The organism is Streptomyces sp. bgisy159 (assembly GCF_057707805.1).
The window spans coordinates 1-18,475 of sequence record NZ_JBYIQX010000053.1 but is presented as its reverse complement, the minus strand read 5'-3'; the positions used below and the strand labels follow the sequence as shown (position 1 = coordinate 18,475).

At 75.1% G+C, this 18,475-nt stretch carries 18 protein-coding genes; 10 read left to right on the top strand and 8 right to left on the bottom strand.

Annotated features, from left to right (window positions below):
• Window positions 1-84 precede the first annotated feature (84 nt).
• The 8 genes from AC3ET3_RS32045 to AC3ET3_RS32010 form a co-directional block, all read right to left on the bottom strand.
• Window positions 85-1,704: a molybdopterin-dependent oxidoreductase gene (locus tag AC3ET3_RS32045; protein WP_435613388.1), complete on the bottom strand. Its 1,620-nt coding sequence runs from the start codon at window positions 1,702-1,704 to the stop codon at window positions 85-87.
• A 116-nt stretch (window positions 1,705-1,820) separates the two neighbouring features.
• Complete coding sequence (locus AC3ET3_RS32040) at window positions 1,821-2,573, bottom strand: anti-sigma factor (protein ID WP_432133708.1); 753 nt, start codon at window positions 2,571-2,573, stop codon at window positions 1,821-1,823.
• On the bottom strand, window positions 2,570-3,154 hold the full coding sequence (locus tag AC3ET3_RS32035; RefSeq protein ID WP_432133709.1) for a sigma-70 family RNA polymerase sigma factor: 585 nt from the start codon (window positions 3,152-3,154) through the stop codon (window positions 2,570-2,572). Before AC3ET3_RS32035 ends, AC3ET3_RS32040 begins: the two co-directional genes overlap by 4 nt.
• Window positions 3,155-3,340: 186 nt before the next feature.
• Window positions 3,341-4,420 (bottom strand): YihY/virulence factor BrkB family protein, encoded by a 1,080-nt coding sequence (locus AC3ET3_RS32030; RefSeq protein WP_432133710.1) that lies wholly within the window; start codon window positions 4,418-4,420, stop codon window positions 3,341-3,343.
• 60 nt (window positions 4,421-4,480) lie between these two features.
• Window positions 4,481-5,338 (bottom strand): hypothetical protein, encoded by an 858-nt coding sequence (locus AC3ET3_RS32025; RefSeq protein ID WP_432133711.1) that lies wholly within the window; start codon window positions 5,336-5,338, stop codon window positions 4,481-4,483.
• Between the two features lie 26 nt (window positions 5,339-5,364).
• The gene (locus AC3ET3_RS32020) at window positions 5,365-5,976 is read right to left on the bottom strand and encodes an RNA polymerase sigma factor (RefSeq protein ID WP_432157515.1); all 612 of its coding nucleotides are present in this window, start codon (window positions 5,974-5,976) and stop codon (window positions 5,365-5,367) included.
• Between the two features lie 176 nt (window positions 5,977-6,152).
• Window positions 6,153-7,112: an SCO2400 family protein gene (locus tag AC3ET3_RS32015; RefSeq protein WP_435613387.1), complete on the bottom strand. Its 960-nt coding sequence runs from the start codon at window positions 7,110-7,112 to the stop codon at window positions 6,153-6,155.
• A gap of 228 nt (window positions 7,113-7,340) precedes the next feature.
• Window positions 7,341-8,612, bottom strand: a complete 1,272-nt coding sequence (locus AC3ET3_RS32010; protein ID WP_432133714.1) for a L,D-transpeptidase — start codon at window positions 8,610-8,612, stop codon at window positions 7,341-7,343.
• Between the two features lie 214 nt (window positions 8,613-8,826).
• Between AC3ET3_RS32010 and AC3ET3_RS32005 the strand changes: the two genes are divergently transcribed.
• The 10 genes from AC3ET3_RS32005 to AC3ET3_RS31960 all read left to right on the top strand — a co-directional run bounded on the left by AC3ET3_RS32005 (window position 8,827) and on the right by AC3ET3_RS31960 (window position 18,472).
• Window positions 8,827-10,023: a lipid II:glycine glycyltransferase FemX gene (locus AC3ET3_RS32005; protein WP_432133715.1), complete on the top strand. Its 1,197-nt coding sequence runs from the start codon at window positions 8,827-8,829 to the stop codon at window positions 10,021-10,023.
• 38 nt (window positions 10,024-10,061) lie between these two features.
• Window positions 10,062-11,795, top strand: a complete 1,734-nt coding sequence (gene murJ, locus AC3ET3_RS32000; protein WP_432157518.1) for a murein biosynthesis integral membrane protein MurJ — start codon at window positions 10,062-10,064, stop codon at window positions 11,793-11,795.
• A gap of 23 nt (window positions 11,796-11,818) precedes the next feature.
• Window positions 11,819-12,502, top strand: a complete 684-nt coding sequence (locus tag AC3ET3_RS31995) for a response regulator (RefSeq protein WP_435613386.1) — start codon at window positions 11,819-11,821, stop codon at window positions 12,500-12,502.
• Between the two features lie 68 nt (window positions 12,503-12,570).
• A complete protein-coding gene (locus AC3ET3_RS31990) occupies window positions 12,571-14,109 on the top strand; it encodes an ATP-binding protein (protein ID WP_432133736.1) in 1,539 nt (512 codons plus the stop codon).
• Window positions 14,106-14,753 (top strand): hypothetical protein, encoded by a 648-nt coding sequence (locus AC3ET3_RS31985; protein ID WP_435613385.1) that lies wholly within the window; start codon window positions 14,106-14,108, stop codon window positions 14,751-14,753. Before AC3ET3_RS31990 ends, AC3ET3_RS31985 begins: the two co-directional genes overlap by 4 nt.
• 80 nt (window positions 14,754-14,833) lie before the next feature.
• Window positions 14,834-15,238 carry a hypothetical protein gene (locus AC3ET3_RS31980; protein WP_432133718.1) on the top strand — a complete coding sequence of 135 codons (405 nt, stop codon included), beginning with the start codon at window positions 14,834-14,836 and terminating at the stop codon, window positions 15,236-15,238.
• A 434-nt stretch (window positions 15,239-15,672) separates the two neighbouring features.
• Complete coding sequence (locus tag AC3ET3_RS31975; RefSeq protein ID WP_358779709.1) at window positions 15,673-15,876, top strand: cold-shock protein; 204 nt, start codon at window positions 15,673-15,675, stop codon at window positions 15,874-15,876.
• A 191-nt stretch (window positions 15,877-16,067) separates the two neighbouring features.
• Complete coding sequence (locus AC3ET3_RS31970) at window positions 16,068-17,690, top strand: DEAD/DEAH box helicase (RefSeq protein ID WP_432133719.1); 1,623 nt, start codon at window positions 16,068-16,070, stop codon at window positions 17,688-17,690.
• A 42-nt stretch (window positions 17,691-17,732) separates the two neighbouring features.
• On the top strand, window positions 17,733-18,104 hold the full coding sequence (locus AC3ET3_RS31965) for a CBS domain-containing protein (protein ID WP_432133720.1): 372 nt from the start codon (window positions 17,733-17,735) through the stop codon (window positions 18,102-18,104).
• A 53-nt stretch (window positions 18,105-18,157) separates the two neighbouring features.
• A complete protein-coding gene (locus AC3ET3_RS31960) occupies window positions 18,158-18,472 on the top strand; it encodes an SCO5918 family protein (RefSeq protein WP_432133721.1) in 315 nt (104 codons plus the stop codon).
• Window positions 18,473-18,475: the final 3 nt, after the last annotated feature.

Sequence of the window (18,475 nt, the reverse complement as noted above, 5' to 3'; positions counted from 1 at the left end):
TGTGTTTCTCCTGTGGTGAGGGCGGCGGTTGCCGCGTTCATAGGGGGCAGGTGGATCGAGGGGCAGGTGGCTTGAGGTGGCGGGTCACTCGACGGTCACGACCACGGAGTGCCATCCCGCGGCGCCGTCGGGGATGGTCCGGGTGCGTTCCTCGGGCTGCGTCCGGCCGGTGCGGTCGGTGGCCCGGACGGTGAGGGTGTGGCTGCCCGCGGTGGCCCGCCAGGGGAGGGACCACTGGCGCCAGGTGTCCCGGCTGTCCTCGGCGGCGAGGTCGGCGGTCCGCCAGGGCCCGTCGTCCACGCGGACCTCGACCTTGTCGACGCCCCGGTGCTGCGCCCAGGCCACCCCGGCGACCATGACCGTGCCGGCCGCGGGGCGGGCGAACGGCTTGGGCGTGTCGATGCGCGACTGGGTCTTCACCGGTGCCCGCCGGGCCCAGCCGCGCTCGACCCAGTAGGGGTCGTAGGACTCGAACGTGGTCAGCTCGATGTCCTCGATCCACTTGCAGGCGGACACGAACCCGTAGAGGCCGGGCACCACCATGCGGACCGGGAAGCCGTGCGCGAAGGGCAGCGGTTCGCCGTTCATGCCGACCGCGAGGAGCGCGTCCCGGCCGTCCATGACGTCCTCGACGGGGCTGCCGAGGGTCATGCCGTCGACCGAGCGGGCCACCAGCTGGTCGGCCGGGCCGCCCCGCGACGGCGGTACGACCCCGCACTCGGCCAGCACCTCGGCCAGCCGTACGCCGATCCAGCGGGCGTTGCCGGCGTAGGGGCCGCCGACCTCGTTCGACACACAGGTCAGCGTGATGTCCCGCTCGACCAGGTCCCGCCGCAGCAGATCGTCGAAGGAGAGGGTGAGCGGACGCCGTACGCCCTCGCCGTGGACGCGCAGCCGCCAGGCGGTGGCGTCCACCCTGGGCACCACCAGGGCGGTGTCGACCCGGTAGAAGGAGGCGTTCGGGGTGATGAAGGGGCTGGCCCCGGGCACCGGCACCCGGGCGCCCCGGGGCACCGCGGGTGCGGGCGAGGCCGGCGCCGGCAGCACGAGCCGGTCGCGGGAGGCGACCGCGTCGCGTCCGCGCGCGCCGTTCAGGGCGCGGCCCAGGGCCCCGGCCCCCACCGACGCCGCCGCGGCGGCGGACGCGGCGACCACGAAGCCGCGCCGGTCCCAGTCCGGCCCGCGCGGGGCGCCGGTGTCCTCGGGGGCGGCCGGGGAGCCGGCGCCCGCCGACCGGGGGAGCAGACGGCCCGCGAGGACGTACAGCAGCACCGCCCCGGCCGACGCGCCCACCACGGAGGGCAGGGCGTCGGCCGGGCCGCTCGCGTCGGGCCGGCTCAGAGCCGCCGCCGCGCCGACCGCCCCGAAAAGCAGGACACCCGCGGCGCCCGCGAACCGGAAACGCACGGCGACAATTCCGAGGGTCAGTGCGAAAAGAGCCAGCAGCAGCAGAATTCCGGCCTGGAGAACCAGTTTGTCGGAGGTGCCGAAATTCCGGATCGCCCAGTTCTTCAGCGCGGCGGGTGTGCGGTCGATGACCGCACCGCCCACCGCGATCACGGGGCCCGCCTGCGGACGGACGGCCGCCGACACCAGCTCGGCCACGGCGAGCGCCGCGAATCCCGCGACCAGACCGCCGACCGCGCCGGCCGCCGGCCGTAGCCCGCCGGGGAATACTGGCGCTTTCTTCCTGTCGTCCGTCACGTGGGGAATCCGGCCCCGGACGGACCGCGGATTGGTCCGACACCCGATCGGATGGAATTTATTCTCGGACCAATCCGCGCCGGATTCCGCTACGGATCACCTGAATAGGCCGCCGGTCACGTGGGGAAGGGCAGCAGCGCGACCGGTTCGGAGGTCGGCTCCTCGGAACCGCCGGACGGCTCGACCGTGACGCCCATGCCCGAGGCGTCCCGGAGGGAGCCCCGCAGCAGGACGGCCTGATCGCTCCGGCCGGGGTCCATCAGGCCGGCCGACCGCATGCGGCCGTCGTCGTTGAACCACAGCTGGTACACCTTGCCGCTCGGCGGATGCGGCATGTTCGACACGACGAACACCGCCTCGTCCCTGCTGCGGGAGACGACCACGGCACCGGTGGAACCGTCGCCGAGCACGGCGGCCCGCGTCCGGGCGTCCGGCGAGGCCAGCACGGCGGCGATCTCCTGCCTGGTCCGCTCCGCCTCGCGCGCCTGGCTGAGCGCGTCCTCGGCGCGCTCGTGCTGCCAGACCGCCGTCCCGCCCAGCGCGGCGGCCGCCGCGAGGCAGGCGGCCAGCGCCCACCGGTACAGCGGACGGCCGCGCAGCCGGGCCCGGCCCGGGCGGCCCGCCGCCGCCCCGCCCGGCGACTGCTGCCGGACGCTGCCGATCCGGCGCAGCACCCGCTCGCGCAGGGCGGCGGGCGGTGACACGGTGGCGGCGAGCCCCAGCCGGGCCGCGGTGGCGGACAGCTCGGCGGTCTCGCGCGCGCACGCCTCGCAGCCCGCGAGGTGCCGCTCGAACACGACGGCCTCCTCGTCGGACAGCGCGTGCAGGGCGTAGGCACCCGTCAGGTGGTGCGGATCGGCCGTCGTCATGCGGTCACCCCCAGGCAGTCGCGCAGACGGATGAGCCCGTCCCGCAGTCGGGTCTTCACGGTGCCCAGCGGCAGCGTCAGCGCCTCCGCCACCTGGCGGTAGGTGAGCCCGCGGTAGTAGGCGAGGGTGACGGCCTGGCGCTGGATCTCGGTCAGCGTGCGCAGACAGCGCCGCACCTGCTCCCGCTCCAGCCGGGCCTCGACCTGCTCGGTCACCTCGTCGAACTCGGGTGTCCGGTCCAGCAGGGCGGCCTTGTGGTCCCGGGCCGCCGCGGCCTCCACCGACCGCACCCGGTCCACAGCGCGGCGGTGGGCCAGCGTCAGGATCCAGTTGATGGCCGTCCCCCGGTCCGCGCGGTAGCGCGGCGCGGTGCGCCACACCTCCACCAGCACCTCCTGGGCGACCTCCTCCGTCTGCGCCTGGTCCCGCAGGACGGCGCGCACGACACCCAGGACGGGCCCGGCGACCACGTCGTATACGGCGGCGAACGCCTCCTCGTCGCCCAGGGCCACCCGGCCCACCAGCTCCTGAAGATCCGGTTCCGACGAGGGGTTCGTGCCGATGTGCACGGCTTCTTTCACAGGGCGGCCTCCGAGGTCAGGACATCTCCGGACGTAATCCGGTCCAGCCTCGGCGGCGGATTGGTCGCCGGTACCGGCCGTCGGGATGCCGAACGCGCAGGGTACCGCCGCGGCGCGCACCCGCGGCGGGGCCACGGCGGCCGTCCGCGGGAACCGGTGGCGAAGCGGTCCCCGCCGCGCGCCGGGTCAGGGGCCGGCCAGCCGGCGGCGGTCCTGCTCGTCCCACGCCCGGGTGTCCCGCGGAGCGGCGTACGGTTCCCGGTCAGCCGGGTGGCCGCCCGCCACCGCCCGCTGCCGCGCGGCCTCGGCGTCGAACTCCAGGCCGAGCAGGATCGCCAGGTTGCCGATCCACAGCCAGACCAGGAAGACGACCACGCCCGCCATGGTGCCGTAGGCCTTGTTGTAGGAGGCGAAGCCGGCGACGTAGAAGGCGAGGCCGGCGGAGGCGGCCAGCCAGAGCAGCAGGGCGAGGAAACTGCCCGGGGTGATCCAGGTCAGGCCCCGCACCTTGGCGTTCGGGGCCGCCCAGTACAGGATCCCGATCATGACGGCGACCAGGACCACGAGCACCGGCCACTTGGCGATCTCCCACACCGTCAGCGCCGAGTCCCCGACACCCAGCGCGGTGCCCGCCTGACGGGCCAGATCACCGGTGAAGACGACGATCAGCGCGCTGACCACGGCGAGCACCAGCAGGACGACCGTCACGCCCAGCCGGATCGGCAGCACCTTCCACAGGGGGCGGCCCTCCGGCATGTCGTAGACGGCGTTGGCCGTGCGGATGAACGCGGCCACGTAGCCCGACGCCGACCACACCGCGAGCGCCAGACCGGCGACGGCCATCAGCGAGCCGACGCCGGCGTTGCCCTGCAGTTCCTCGACCGCCCGCGTGATGATGTCGCGGGCCGAACCGGGCGCGATCCGCTCGACGTTCTCCATGACGTGCCGCGTGGCGGACCGGCCGATGACCCCGAGCAGCGACACCAGCACCAGCAGGGCGGGAAACAGGGACAGGATTCCGTAGTACGTCAGCGCCGCCGCCCGGTCGGCCAGTTCGTCGTGCGCGAACTCCCGCAGGGTGCCCACGAGTACGGCGCCCCAGGACCGCGCGGGCAGGTCGGCGGGTGTGTCGGGGGCCCGCCGCTCCACCTCCGGAGCCGGACCGAACCGCTCCTCGCCCGTGCCGCCGGATCCGTCGGCGGATTCGTCGGCGGATTCGTGACGCCTGCGACGGTGCTTGTCTCCGGGGTGCGGCAGCCGAGTCATCCCTTTCGGGTATCCCGGCGAGGCGATTCTCATACCCCTTGTGTGGCAAGGGAGTTACGGTCAGTGGTGCGGCTGCGGCACGGCTTCCTCGTCCGCCGCGGCCGACTTCTCCTTCGCCTCCTTCGCCTTCTTCTCCTTCGCCTGCTGGTCGCCCTTCCCGGGCTCGTCCGGCTTCCCCGGCGGGTCCGCCTGCCCCGGCTCGGCCGCCTGCGTAGGCCTGGCTCTCTTCGTCGGTTCGCCGCGCCCGGTCGGGCCGGGGTCCCCGGCCGCGTCGGTCACCCCGGCGCAGTAGGCCGCGACCTGCTCGGCGCCGCCCGCGGCCCGGACGAGCCGCTGCCACGCCGGGGCGTCCAGGGCGTGGCCGCGTCCCTCGACCCGCTCGTAGGCGCGGCAGTGGGCCTCGATGTCCGCGCCGGGGCCGACGCCGGCGCCCGCGCCGGGGCTGGGCGCGCGGGGAGGAGAGGAGGCGGTCGTGCCGGGCGCGGGGGCGGGGGCGCCTCCCCGGTCGCCCGCCGGGGGCGCGGGTGTCCGGCTCGGAGCGGGGCCGCCGGCCGCGCGCGGCGCCTCGCGCCCGGCGTCCCCCACGCCGATGGAGGCGACGGCCACTCCGCCCAGCAGGGTCGTCGCCGCGAGGGCGGCGGTCCCGCCCCGCATCCAGCGCTGTCTGCGGGTTCGCGGGCGCCAGTCGTCCTGACGGCGGCCGGACGAGGGCTTCGTCGCCGCGAGGCGCGCGCTGCGGAACGCGGCCACCGCCGCCTGCTCCCCGGCGTCGTCCACGGGCTGTCGCCGCAGGGCCGCCGCGATCCGTTCGGCCGTGCGCTCCAGCAGGGGCGACTCCTCGGAGCTGTCCGCGCGGCCGGCGTCGTCCGAGGCTCCGGACCGCCGGGCGGCCGTGGACCGGTGGGTCTCGCCACTCAACGGTTCGCCTCCGTTCCTGTGGATGCTCAACTCGGTTCCCCCAGCCTCTCCGCGGCCTCCGGCACCGCCGCGCGCGGGCCGGACGCGCGGGCCAGTCTGCGCAGGCCGCGGCGTTCCAGGAGCCGTACGACGGCACGGGGCCGGCGCATGACGCGGGCGGTGGCCGCTTCGTCGAGCTGGACGGCGTGCCGCAGCAGGACGGCTTCGGCCTGGGCCGGCGGCAGCGCGGTGATCAGGTCCCGGGCCGCCGCGGCGGACGGTGCTCGCCCGTCGGAGCGGTCGTCGCAGTGGGCGTGGTGCGGGGTTCCGCCGGGGCCCGCCGGGTGGCGGGAGGCGGCGGTGGCACGCCCGGAGCGCTCGCGCGCGTGGCGGCGGGCGACGCAGGCCGTCCAGCCGCGGAACCCGGGCCCGTCGCCGCGGAACCGGGTCAGGTCACGGCCGATCTCCCGCCAGACCGCCGCGGCGATCTCCTCCGCGTCCTCGCCCACCGTGCAGCGCAGGTAGCCGAGCAGGGCCGGCTGGAGCCGCCGGTACAGGGTGGCGAACGCTGCCTCGTCGCCGTTCTGCGCCCGGATCACCGCCGAGGTTAATTCCACGTCGTCGGCCGGGACCTGGCCGGCAAGTCGTCCACGTCTCATGTGCGTCCGTCCCCCGTCGATCCGCCAACGCCCGGCAGAGTAAGGCACATTGGACGGACCGCCCAAGCGGTCGAGGGCTCCGCACACCTCCCGGGGAGGCCGGGCGGCCCGGTCGGCGGGTGCGTGGGGGAACGGAGGTTCGGTCCTTCACCGTGGCGGGAGGCGGCGCGGTCCGGTCAGCCGAGGCACAGCCCGAGCAGGCACAGCTGGTTGGGGGATGTCGTCGCGGTGGCGGGCGAGGTGCCGGTGGTGCCCGACTCGGTGCCTCCGGCCGCCGGGTCGGGGGCCGGCTCGGCCGCGGTACCCGAGCCGCTGGACGCCGTGGTGCCCGTGGTGCCCGTAGTGCCCGCGGTGCCGTCCGTGCCGCCCGCACCCGCGCCGTCGCCCGCGCTCGCCCCGCCGGACGCGTACGACGTGGCCGACGTACCGGACGCCCCGGACGTGTTCGCCGACGTGCCTGAGGACGCGTCGGTGCCCGACCGCCGCTCCGGCGCGGCGAGCGTGCGGGGCGCGGCGGCGGTGTCCGGCCGGGCCGCCGGGGCACCGGCGGCGGGGGTGGCTGGTGCGGGCCCCCGCGGGGCCGGGCCGGCGGCCGGCGTGCCGTCCTCGGGGGCGGTGCGCGGGGCGGCGGACGGCGCCTGCTGGTCGGGCTCCTCCTCCAGCGGCCCCCGGGTACCGCCCATGGTCCGGTCGTCCGGTGCGGTGGCCGCCTGGGCCCGGTCGGTGGTGTCCCGGTCCAGGGTGGCGACCGACAGGCCGCCGCCGACGAGCGCGAAGGCGGTGGCGACCATGGCCCGGCGCTGGTGCTTCTTCAGACGGGCCAGTTGGCGGCGGCGCGCCGCCCTGCCCGGCCGCGCGGACGGCGCGTCCGCGGTGCCGGCGTGGCCGCCGGGGGACGACCGCTCCCGCTCCGTCAGGTCCCCGGCGTCCGCGGCGAACCCGTCGCCGTCCCACGCGGCGGGCGGCGAGGCGGGCGGCGCGGCGGGGAACGCGTCCGTCGGCGCCGCACCGGCGGACCGGTCCGGGCCGGGGCGTTCGACGACGACCGGCGGCGCGATGTCCGGGGCGTACGCCCCGCACCCCGGGCACACCAGGGCGCCGTTGAGGTGCCGACGACATGTGGAGCAGTAGTCCATCTGCGGTCTTCCTGGGTCGACTGCCTGGTCACGCCCGTACGGACCCGTACGGAGAGGCGCGGCCAGCAACGCTAACGAGCCTTTCGAACGGCTGTGTGCAGTCCCTGTGCGACTCCTGCGCAGATTCCCTGCCCGGGCGCGGTGGCGGGGCGGACCGCGGGGGCGGTGGCGATCGACGCGCGGTGCGGCGCGCCCCGTGGCCGGCCCCGCCGGGAAGCCCGCCCGGCGTCAGCCGTGCAGCGCGCTCCTGCCCTGCCACTCGGTCCAGGAGAGGTTCCAGGCGCCGAAGCCGTTGCCGGGTGCGACCACGCCCTTGGTGTCCTCGCCCGTGATCTCGAAGGGGTCGCCCGGCCGTACCTGGCCGTAGAGCCAGGCCGCGTCCGCGTCGCTCATCCCTATGCACCCGGAGCTGTGGTTGGCCCGGCCGAAGTGGGCGGCGTTCCACGGGGCGGCGTGCGCGTACATCCCCGACCAGGTCAGGCGCATCGAGTAGTCGACCATCTTGTCGTAGGCGTCGCCGAGGCCGACCGTCTCGGAGTTCATGTTGATCGTGCCCTCCTTGGCCATGAGGACCGCGGTCCCGCGCCAGGAGCGCCTGTCGCCGCCGGGCGTGCCGCCGGACACCGGGATGCGGCGCACGGTCCGGCCGTCGCGTTCGAGTGTGAGCCGGTGGCTGTCGAGGTCGACCTTGACGACCTGCCGGGCGCCGACGGTGAAGCTGGTGGTGTAGTCGCGGACGAACCAGCCGCCGCGGCCCGAGTCGGTGCCGTTCAGCTCTGCGTTCAGCGTGACCTTCGTGCCGGGCTTCCAGTACTGCTCGGGCCGCCAGTCCACCCGGTCCCGGCCCGACCAGTCACGGATCCAGCCCCAGGAGCCCCCGGTGCCGTCCGACGTGGTGACCTTCAGCTGCCTCTCGACCGCGGCCCGGTCGGTGACCGGGTTGTCGAAGACCAGGGAGAGCGGCTGGGCGACGCCGACCGTGGAGTGGGCGCCGGGCCGCCAGTCGACCTTGTTGACCTTGTCGGCCGGGGCGGTGGTGAAGGAGGACGTGGTGCTCCCGGCGGTGCCGCCCTCGCCGCGGGTCGCCGCCGCCACGGTGTAGGCCGTGCCGGGCGCGGCCTTGCGGTCGGAGGTCCACGACCGGCCGTCGGCGGCGACCTTGCCGGCGAGCCCGTGGCCCTCGGCGTCGGTGACGGTCACCGACGTGAGCGTGCCGCCCGCGGCCCTGACCGTCACCGGCCGGCCCGCCGGGGCCCGTTGCCCCGAGGGCGTGACGGTGACCGTGACGGGGCGGCCGCCGGCGTCCGGGCCCGCCCCGCGGCCGGAGCCGCCGGAGGAGCCGCCGTCGGACACGCCCGACGAGCAGGCGGCCAGCGGGGCCAGCAGGGCCGCCGCGACGACGGCGGCCCGGACGCGGACCCGGGTGCGGACCCGGGTGCGGACCCGGGCGGGGACGCGGTCGCGGGCGGGGGAGGGGGCGGGTACGCGGTTGCGGGGCAACGGGGCCTCCGGGTGAGGGCGAGAAGCGGATCGGGACGGCGATGCCGTGACTGTAGGCCCGGAAAACCCGAGGTCAGCCGCCATGGAGCGATGTGACGGCGACTGGTGAGGAACGGTCATGGTCCGGTCACATTCACCGCGCGGAGCGGTCATGGGCCGCTGTGAGCATCCAGTGCGTCCCCGCGACCGGCCCGGGGAGAAGGAGAGGCTCACTGTGTCAGCGCTGCTCGTGCCGCCCGGCCGTACGCGCCCGGCGGGGGACGGGGACATGGCCCTGCGTCCCGTCACCGCCCGGACGTACCGGGCCTTCCTGTCGTCCCCCGCCGGCGCGGCGCTCGGCGCCGGGTTCCTGCAGTGCCCCTCGTGGGCCGACGTCAAGCAGGGCTGGCGCGCCCAGCTGCTGGGCTGGGGGCCGGATCCCGAGGCGGGGGAACTGACCGGGGTGGCGCTGGTGCTGCTGCGGCAGTTCCCCGGCACCCGCAAGTACTTCGCCTACCTCCCCGAGGGGCCCGTCGCCGACTGGACCGACCCGGACGTCGACGGCTGGCTCGATCCGCTGCTGGAGCACCTGCGCCGCGCGGGCGCCTTCGCCGTGCGCATCGGCCCCTCGCCCGCCTACCGGCGCTGGGACGCCGCCCGGCTGAAGCCGCTCGCCGGCCCCGGCCGCCGCCTCGGCGACGTCCTCGCCAGTGAGGTCGACCCGCTCGGCACCGCCGTCGCCGAGCGGCTGCGGGCCCGGGACTGGCGCCGCTGCGGCGGGGACGGCACCGAGGCGGACGGGGACGCCCAGCCGCGCCACGTCTTCCGGGTGCCGCTCGCCGGGCGCACCACCGACGACCTGTGGTCCGGGCTCAACCAGGAGTGGCGGCGCAACGTCCGCCGCGCGGGGAAGGAGGGCGTGGAGGTGGTGGTCGGCAGTGCCGCGGAACTCCCCGAGTTCTACCGGCTGCTCGGTCTCACCGAGCGCCGCGACGGCTTCCGGCTCGGCCGCTCGCTCGCCTACTACGAGCGCCAGTACGCGGTCCTCAACGCCGAGGAGCCGGGCCGGATGCGGCTCTACCTCGCCCGGCACCGGGGTGAGATCCTCGCCGCCCACACCATGATCACGGTGGGCCGGCGGGTCTGGTACCAGACCGGCGCCTCGGCCGACCACCGCCGGGAGGTGCGGCCGTCCAACGCCCTGCAGTGGCGGATGCTGCGGGACGCCCACGCGCTCGGCGCCGACGTCTACGACATGCGCGGGGTACCCTCCACTCTCGACCCGGGGGAACGTGCGTACGGGCTGCTGAGGTGGAAGCTCGGCACCGGGGGACAGGTCGTCGAGACCTTGGGGGAATGGGAGAAACCGTTGGGCGGCAGCGCCAACCACACGCTCTACCGCGCCTTCCAGGCGTATCTGAACCGCCGGTGAAGCCGCCGACGACCCCGGCGCCGGCCGGCACCGGGAGCATGCCGGAGCCCCGGCTCCCGCACGGCACCGGACCCGCCGCCGGAACTCACGCCGGACCCGCCCCCGACGCTCACGCCGGCTCCGACGCCGGACCCGACGCCGGAGCCGGCGGCTCCGGGGCCGGCCCCCGGCCCGCCGAAGCGGCCGTGCCGGTCTCCGCCGCGCGCGGCAGCGCCGTCATGGCCGCCGGGTCCGTCGTCGCCCGCGCCACCGGATTCGCCCGCTCGGCCGTCGTCGCGGCGGCACTGGGCACCATCGGCCCGGTCGCCGACGGCTACGCGGTGGGCAACGCCCTGCCCACGATCGTCTACATGCTGCTCCTCGGCGGCGCGCTGAACGCCGTCTTCGTGCCGGAACTGGTCAAGGCCGCCAAGGAACACGACGACGGCGGCGTCGCGTACACCGACCGGCTCGTCACCGTGTGCGTCGCCGCCCTGCTGGTGATCACCACGGCCGCGGTGTGGGCGGCCCCCGCGATCATCGACGCGTACACCGACTACGGCGGCGAGCAGGCGGCCATGACGACCGCGTTCGCCCGCTACTGCCTGCCCCAGATCTTCTTCCTGGGACTGTTCACCCTGCTCGGGCAGGTGCTCAACGCCCGGGGCCGGTTCGGCGCGATGATGTGGGCGCCGGTCCTGAACAACGTCGTCGTCATCACCGTCTTCGGCCTGTACCTCGCCCTGACCACGGGCGGCAGGGGCACCCTCGACGCGACCGAGACCGCCGTGCTCGGCTGGGGCACCACCGCCGGCATCGCCGTCCAGGCCCTCGCCCTCCTCCCGGCGCTGCGCGCGGCCGGCTTCCGCTGGCGGCCCCGCTTCGACTGGCGCGGCAGCGGACTGACCCGCCCGCTGCGCTCCGCCGGCTGGCTGGTGCTGCTGGTCCTCGCCAACCAGGCCGCCTACTGGGTCACCACCCGCCTGGCCACCACCGCCGGCCTCGACGGCGGCCCCGGCTTCGGCGCCTACAACAACGCCTACGTCCTGTGGGTGGTACCGCACGGCATCGTCACGGTGTCGGTGGTGACCGCGCTGCTGCCCCGGATGAGCGCGGCCGCCGCCGACGGCGACACCCCCGCCCTGCGGCGCGACGTCTCGCACGCCCTGCGCGTCTCCGCCTCGGCCGTCGTCCCCGCCGCCTGCGCGCTGCTCGCCCTCGCCCAGCCGGTCATGGCCGTCGTCTTCGGCCACGGCAGGACCAGCGCCGCCGACACGGCCGCGATGGCGGGCATCCTGATGGCCTTCGCGCCCGGCCTGGTCGCCCTGTCCGGCCAGTACGTGCTCTCCCGCACCTTCTACGCGCTCTCCGACACCCGCACGCCGTTCCTGCTGAACCTCGTGATCGTCAGCCTCAACGCGGGACTGTCCGTGGCCGCCGCGCAGCTGCTCCCGGCCCGCTGGACGGTGACCGGCATGGCGGCGGCGTACTCGGTGGCGCTGTGCGTGGGCTGGGCGGTGACCGGCCGGGTGCTGAGCCGTCGGCTCGGCGTCGCCCGCCCCTGGCGTTCGTCGGCGGCCGGCGCGCACGCCCGGCTGGCGGTCGCCGCCGCACCCGCCACCGTGCTCGGCCACCTCGCGGCCGTCGGGGCCGGCCGGGCGGGCGCCCTGGCCGCGGCGGCCTCCGGCGCGGCCGTCGTCGTGCTCGTCTTCGCCCTGCTCGCCCGTCCGCTGCGGCTCGCCGAACTCGACGCGCTGCTGTCCGGCGCCCGCCGCCGACTGGCCCGGTCCTGACCACCACCGAGGGAGAACCGCCGATGCCCCGCGTGCTCCTCATCGAGGACGACCCCTCCGTACGCGAGGGGGTCGAGCTCGGTCTGCGCCGCCGAGGCCACGAGGTACGGACGGCCGCGACCGGCGAGGCCGGCCTCGCCGCGCTGGCCGCGTTCCGCCCCGACCTGCTGCTGCTGGACCTGATGCTGCCCGGCATGAACGGTGTGCAGGTCTGCCGGCAGGTCCGCGAGCACAGCCAGCTGCCGATCATCATGCTGACCGCGCGCGGCGACGACTTCGACGTGGTCGTCGGCCTGGAGGCCGGGGCCGACGACTACATCGTCAAGCCCGCCCGCCCCGAGGTGATCGAGGCCCGGATCCGGGCCGTGCTGCGCCGCATCGACGACGGCCGCCCCGGCCGGACGGCCGTCGAGGTGCACGGGGAGCTCGCCGTCGACCGGGCCGGCCTGACCGTCATCAAGGCCGGCCGGCCCCTCCCGCTCGCCCCCTCCGAACTCAGGCTGCTCCTGCACCTGTGCGCCGCCCCCGAGCAGGTGTTCAGCCGGCAGCAGCTGCTGGAGCACGTCTGGGAGCACAGTTACCACGCCGACGCCCGGCTGGTCGACGCCTGCGTCGCCCGCCTGCGCGGCAAGATCGAGGACGAGGTCGGCCGCCCCCGCTACGTGCAGACGGTGCGCGGCTTCGGCTACCGCTTCGGACCGCTGTGACCATCCGCTCCGGCTCCTCCGGCTCCTCCGGCTCCTCCGGCTCCTCCGGCTCCCGCCTCCCCCGTCGGCTGCGGGCGCCGTCCGTGCTCCGGGTCCGCCGGGCACCCGGCGCCGGGGCGGCGCGGCCGGGTCGAGCGGCCGTCGGCGACCGGGCGCGGGCCAGGGCGTTCGGACTGCGCACCCGGCTGCTGTTCGCGTTCCTGCTGGTCGCCGCCGTCAGCGCCGGCACGACGTCCGCGCTGACCTACCGCGAGGCGCGCAACGCGCTGCTGAAGACCGCCCAGGACACCGCCGTCTCGTCGTTCCGCGACCAGGTCCAGCAGACGGGCTTCAGGTTCCCCGTGGGCGGGGGGAGCGACATCCAGGGGGTCCTGCGCGACATCGCCCGCAAGGGCAAGCCGCGCCCCTGGTGGGTGTTCGCCGAGTACGGCTCGGTGCGCGCCTCCTCGGGCGAGAACCCCGTCTCCACCGTCATCACGCCCGAGCTGCGGCGCGCCGCACTGGCCAACCCCAACGGCAGCTTCCAGCGGGTCGTCAAGGACGGCAGGCCCTATCTGACCATCGCCATGCCCACCGTCTTCAAGACGGGCCCGTACAGCGTGGTGCCCAGCCGGCTCGTCATCTACGCCGTCATGCCGATGAGCGACGAACAGGTCAACGTCGAGGCGCTCCTGACCGCGGCCCGGGACGGCGCCGTGCCCGGCCTCGCGATCGCGCTGATTCCCGGCCTGCTCGCCGCGCGCAGCGTCCTGCGCCCGGTGCGGGAACTGCGCCGCGCCGCCCGCAGCATGGGCAGCGGTCGGCTCGACACCCGCATCCCGGTGCGCGGCAGCGACGAACTGGCCGACCTGGCCCGCACCTTCAACGAGGCGGCGGGCCAACTCGAACACTCCGTGCGGGAACTGCGCGACGCCGAGGAACGCGCCCGCCGTTTCGCCTCCGACGTCTCACACGAACTGCGCACCCCGCTCGCCGGGATGCTCGCCGTCACCGAGGTCCTCGACGAGGACGCGGACCGCCTGGACGCCGACACCGCGCGGGCGGTACGGCTGGTCAGCGCCGAGACGGGGAAGCTCGCCGTGCTCGTCGAGGACCTGATGGAGATCTCCCGCTTCGACGCCCGCGCCGCCGAACTCAACGCCGACGAGGTCGACGTCGCCGAGGCCGTCCGCAAGACCCTCCACAACCGGCACTGGACCGACGGCCGGGTCCGTGCCGAACTCGCCGACGGCGTGCGCGCCCGGCTCGACCCGCGCCGCTTCGACGTCGTGCTCGCCAACCTGGTGGGCAACGCCCTGCGGCACGGGGGCGCGCCCGTGACGGTGCGGCTGCGTGCCGAGGCCCGCTCCCCGGGCCCGCCGGTGCTGGTCACCGAGGTCATGGACAGCGGTCCCGGTATCCGCCCGGAGTCGCTCCCGCACATCTTCGACCGCTTCTACAAGGCCGACGCGGCCCGCACCCGGTCGGCGGGCAGCGGCCTGGGGCTGGCGATCACCCTGGAGAACGTGAAGCTGCACGGCGGGACGATCCGCGCCGGGAACCTGCCCGGGGGCGGCGCCGTCTTCACCGTGGAGATACCGCTGCACGCGGAGGAGGCCGGGGCATGAGAGGGGTGCGGACGCCGCGCGTGCGGACGCGCTGGCCCAGGCCGGCCGCCGTCGCCGCGACGGCGGCGCTGCTGCCGCTCCTCGGCGCCTGCGGCATCCAGGAGACCGACGTCATCGAGGCGGGCGGCCCCGCCACCGTCCAGGCGTTCTTCGACCACGGCTACGACGTGCTGCTCTTCTTCCGCGCCCCCGACGGCGGGCTGTCCCCGGTGATCTGGAAGGCCCAGCCGTCGTCCGGGTTCGGCCCCGATTACACCGACCCGAACGCGGCCGGGACCCCGCCGGTGCCGACGGAGAAGGCCGTACTCGCCCTGCTCAACGGCCCCCGTCCGGAGGACAGCGCCGCCGGCCTGACCACCGCCCTGCCCACCGCCACCCCCCGCGGCCCGCTCACGGTCGAAGCCGCGCCGGCCGGGGAGGTCACCGCCCACGTCCCCCTCCCCCTGGCCGGCCTCGACACCACCGCCCTGCACCAGCTGACCTGCACGATCGCCTACAACGAGGATCCCGGCGGCCAGGCCGTCGTCCATCTGACGGGCGAGGACGGCAACTCCGCGACCGAGACCTGCGACATCGCCCCGGCCGCCCCTCCCACTGCACCCGCGCGACAGGCCCGGACCACCCGCCCGGGCGGGACCGGCTGAGCCGGTGATCCGGCCCGGCACGACGGGAATTCGGTGCCCGTCGCGCGTCGGCACCCGCCGTCCGGCTAGGCTCCCGAAGCATGAAGCACCCCGACGAGCTGCTCGTCGCGATCGCCCGGATGGTCGAGTCGCAGCACAGCAGCCGGATGTCCCTGACCGTGGTGACGCCGGGAGCCGTCATCACCGGACGGCTGGCCCCTGAAGCCCTGTGGAAGGAACGCGTCGCCGAAGTCCTGAGCGACTCCGAGCAACTGAGGCGGTTCGCCGCCGCGTTCACCGGCCCCCCGGACGGCCGCGACCTCGACGACGGCCACGGCCCCGGCCCCGGCCCGGAGCCCACCGGCACACCCACGCACCTGCACTTCCATGTCGCCCGGATTCTCCAGGGCAGCTTCGGCATCCCGGGCACGGGAGGCATGTACCGCGTCGCGCTGGAGGACGTGAGCGCGTGGACCATCGGGGACATCGGCTTTTCCGACCAGTGAGGTTCGCCGCGGAGGCCGGGTTCGGGGGCGGCGGCGGATGACGCAGGGTCGGCGGCGGATGTGAGCTTCCTCGCGGAAGCGGCGCCGCCGCGCGTCCGCCGCCGTGCCCGCGCGCGCGGCGGTCGCCACCCCCGCATCGGCCGTCCACGGAGGTCACAGGCCTGCGGGCGGGGCCCACGGCAGGAAACACCGGTCCCGCGACGCGCAATATCTGTTCCCGCGAAATGAGAAATAGATCCGGGGTCCGGCGAGTATTCCCCGGCCGCCGGTCGGGTGGGGATTATCGGCCGGGCGGGGCCGGTCGTGCCGTGCTACTGTCGTTATCAGTTGCAGGTGTGGTTCCCAGCAGGTTCATTTCCGACGGGGCAATCATCGCGGCGACTCGGAGTTCGCAAACGGCGAGTTCCCTGACACCGGCTCCTAAGGAGATTGACATGGCTACTGGCACCGTGAAGTGGTTCAACGCGGAAAAGGGCTTCGGCTTCATCGAGCAGGACGGCGGCGGCCCCGACGTCTTCGCCCACTACTCCAACATCGCCACCTCCGGCTTCCGTGAGCTGCTGGAAGGCCAGAAGGTGTCGTTCGACATCGCGCAGGGCCAGAAGGGCCCGACGGCCGAGAACATCGTTCCTGCCTGACACCGGCGCAGACACGTATTTCGCAGCTGGGGCCCGCACCTCTGGGGTGCGGGCCCCGGCTCGCTTCGTTTCCGGGCGGGAGACAGGAAAACCCCGCCCTCACATTTTTCTCAGGCTCGTTTCGAGATTCTCTGCGCCACTCGTCTGCTGCGGGAATTCCTTGATGCGTGCCCCATCAAGGAAGGCTCCGCATGAAGCGTGCCCGCACCTCTCGTTCGTATGCCCCCGCAGGAGGGGGCGCCGGCACCAACCGCTCCGGCGGTCCGCGCCGTTCCCAGGGCCAAGGCCAGGGGCAGGGCGGCCAGGGCCGTCGGCCGGCCGGACGGACCAAGCAGCCCGGACAGCCGCGGCGTGCCGCGCAGGGCGAGTTCGCGCCGCCGAAGACGATCACGCCCGCGCTGCCCGCCGTCGAGTCGTTCGCCGATCTGGCCCTGCCGCCGCGGCTGCTGGCCACGCTCGGCCATGAGGGCGTGACCGCGCCGTTCCCGATCCAGGCGGCGACCCTGCCGAACTCCCTGGCCGGCCGTGACGTACTCGGCCGTGGCCGGACCGGCTCGGGCAAGACCCTCGCCTTCGGCCTCGCCGTCCTGGCCCGAACGGCCGGGCGGCGTGCCGAGCCGCGGCAACCGCTCGCCCTCGTCCTCGTCCCCACCCGCGAGCTGGCCCAGCAGGTCACCGACGCGCTCACCCCGTACGCCCGCTCCGTGAGCCTGCGGCTCGCCACCGTCGTCGGCGGGCTGTCCATCGGCCGTCAGGCGGGTGCGCTGCGCGACGGGGCCGAGGTGGTCGTCGCGACGCCCGGGCGGCTCAAGGACCTCATCGACCGGGGCGACTGCCGGCTGGACCAGGTGGCGATCACGGTCCTCGACGAGGCCGACCAGATGACCGACATGGGCTTCATGCCGCAGGTCACGGCCCTGCTCGACCAGGTGCGCCCGGACGGGCAGCGGATGCTGTTCTCGGCCACCCTGGACCGCAACGTCGACCGGCTGGTCCGCCGCTACCTGTCGGACCCGGTGGTTCACTCCGTCGACCCCTCGGCGGGCGCGGTCACCACGATGGAGCACCACCTCCTGCACGTCCACGACGCGGACAAGCACCGGACGACCACCGAGATCGCGGCGCGGGACGGGCGCGTGATCATGTTCCTCGACACCAAGCACGCGGTGGACCGGCTGACCAAGCACCTGCTGAGCAGCGGCGTCCGCGCCGCGGCCCTGCACGGCGGCAAGTCCCAGCCGCAGCGCACGCGGACACTGACCCAGTTCAAGAACGGGCACGTGACGGTCCTGGTGGCGACCAACGTCGCCGCGCGCGGTATCCACGTCGACAACCTCGACCTGGTGGTGAACGTCGATCCGCCCACCGACCACAAGGACTATCTGCACCGTGGCGGGCGCACGGCCCGCGCCGGCGAGTCCGGCAGCGTCGTCACCCTGGTCACCCCCGACCAGCGCCGCGACATGAGCCGGCTGATGGCCTCGGCCGGTATCGCCCCCCGGATCACCGAGGTGCGCTCGGGCGAGGCGGAGCTCAGCCGCATCACGGGCGCCCAGGCGCCGTCCGGCATCCCGGTCGTCATCACCACGCCGAGCGCGGAGCGTCCCCGCGGCGGGGCGTCCGCGTCGCGCAGTCGCCGCGGTCGCCGGGGCGGCGGGGCCGGCGGAGCACGCGAGGCCCGCGGGAACGGCGGAAGCCGCGGGGGCCGTGAGGGCCGCGCGGGTCGCGGGGGCGACACCGGACAGGGCCGTCCCGCCGGTGAAGCGGCGCGCCGCAGGCCCCAGCGGCGGACCGGTCACGGCTCGGCGGCCTAGAACCACGCGATCACCAGTCCACCCCTTCACGCAGGAGGCTCGATGACGTCGGCTCGGACGCAGCACCAGGCAGTGGACCGCACCACCAGGCCCGTGGCCGACGCCAGGGACGTGGTGGACGGCGGGGACTCGTCCGGGCCCCGGGTCCGTGACGACATGACGGTCGAGGTGGCTCTGTCCCTCATGGCCGGTGCCCATGTCGACCACCTCGTCCTGTGCGACGGGGACGACCAGAGCACCGGCCTGATCACCCTGGCCCGGCTCGCCGTGCTCCGTGACAGCCCCGCCTACACGGACCGGACCCGACTGCGGGACGTCCTCACCGGGCCGCGCGCCTCCTGGGGCGTCCGCCCCGCGCCCCTCGCCGTCGGCCGGCCGGACCGGACACCGGGGGTGTCCAACCTCGCCCGGTGACCGACCCCGCCCGTCCGCTCGGCCCGTACCCCTCCTTCCCCCTGTGAGGCATCATGCGCTGCGTCATCGCCCGGTACCCGTTCGAGCTGTCCAGGAGCGGGGTGCTCGCCTCGATGAAGGGCGTCACCCCGGAACTCGTCACGGGTGAGTCCGTGACCATCGGCCGCCGCCGGTATCCGGTCAAGCAGGTGGGCCAGGTCATCACCCGGCAGGACCGCCGCGACTTCACCGGCAGGGAAGTCGTCCGGGCCATGACCCTCCTCGGCTTCACCTGCCACGAGAGCCTCCAGCCCGTACCGGCGGACGTGCCCGCTCCGCTCAGGACCGCGTCGGCGCTGCTGGGGGGAACCGCCGCACCGCAGGTGTGAGGA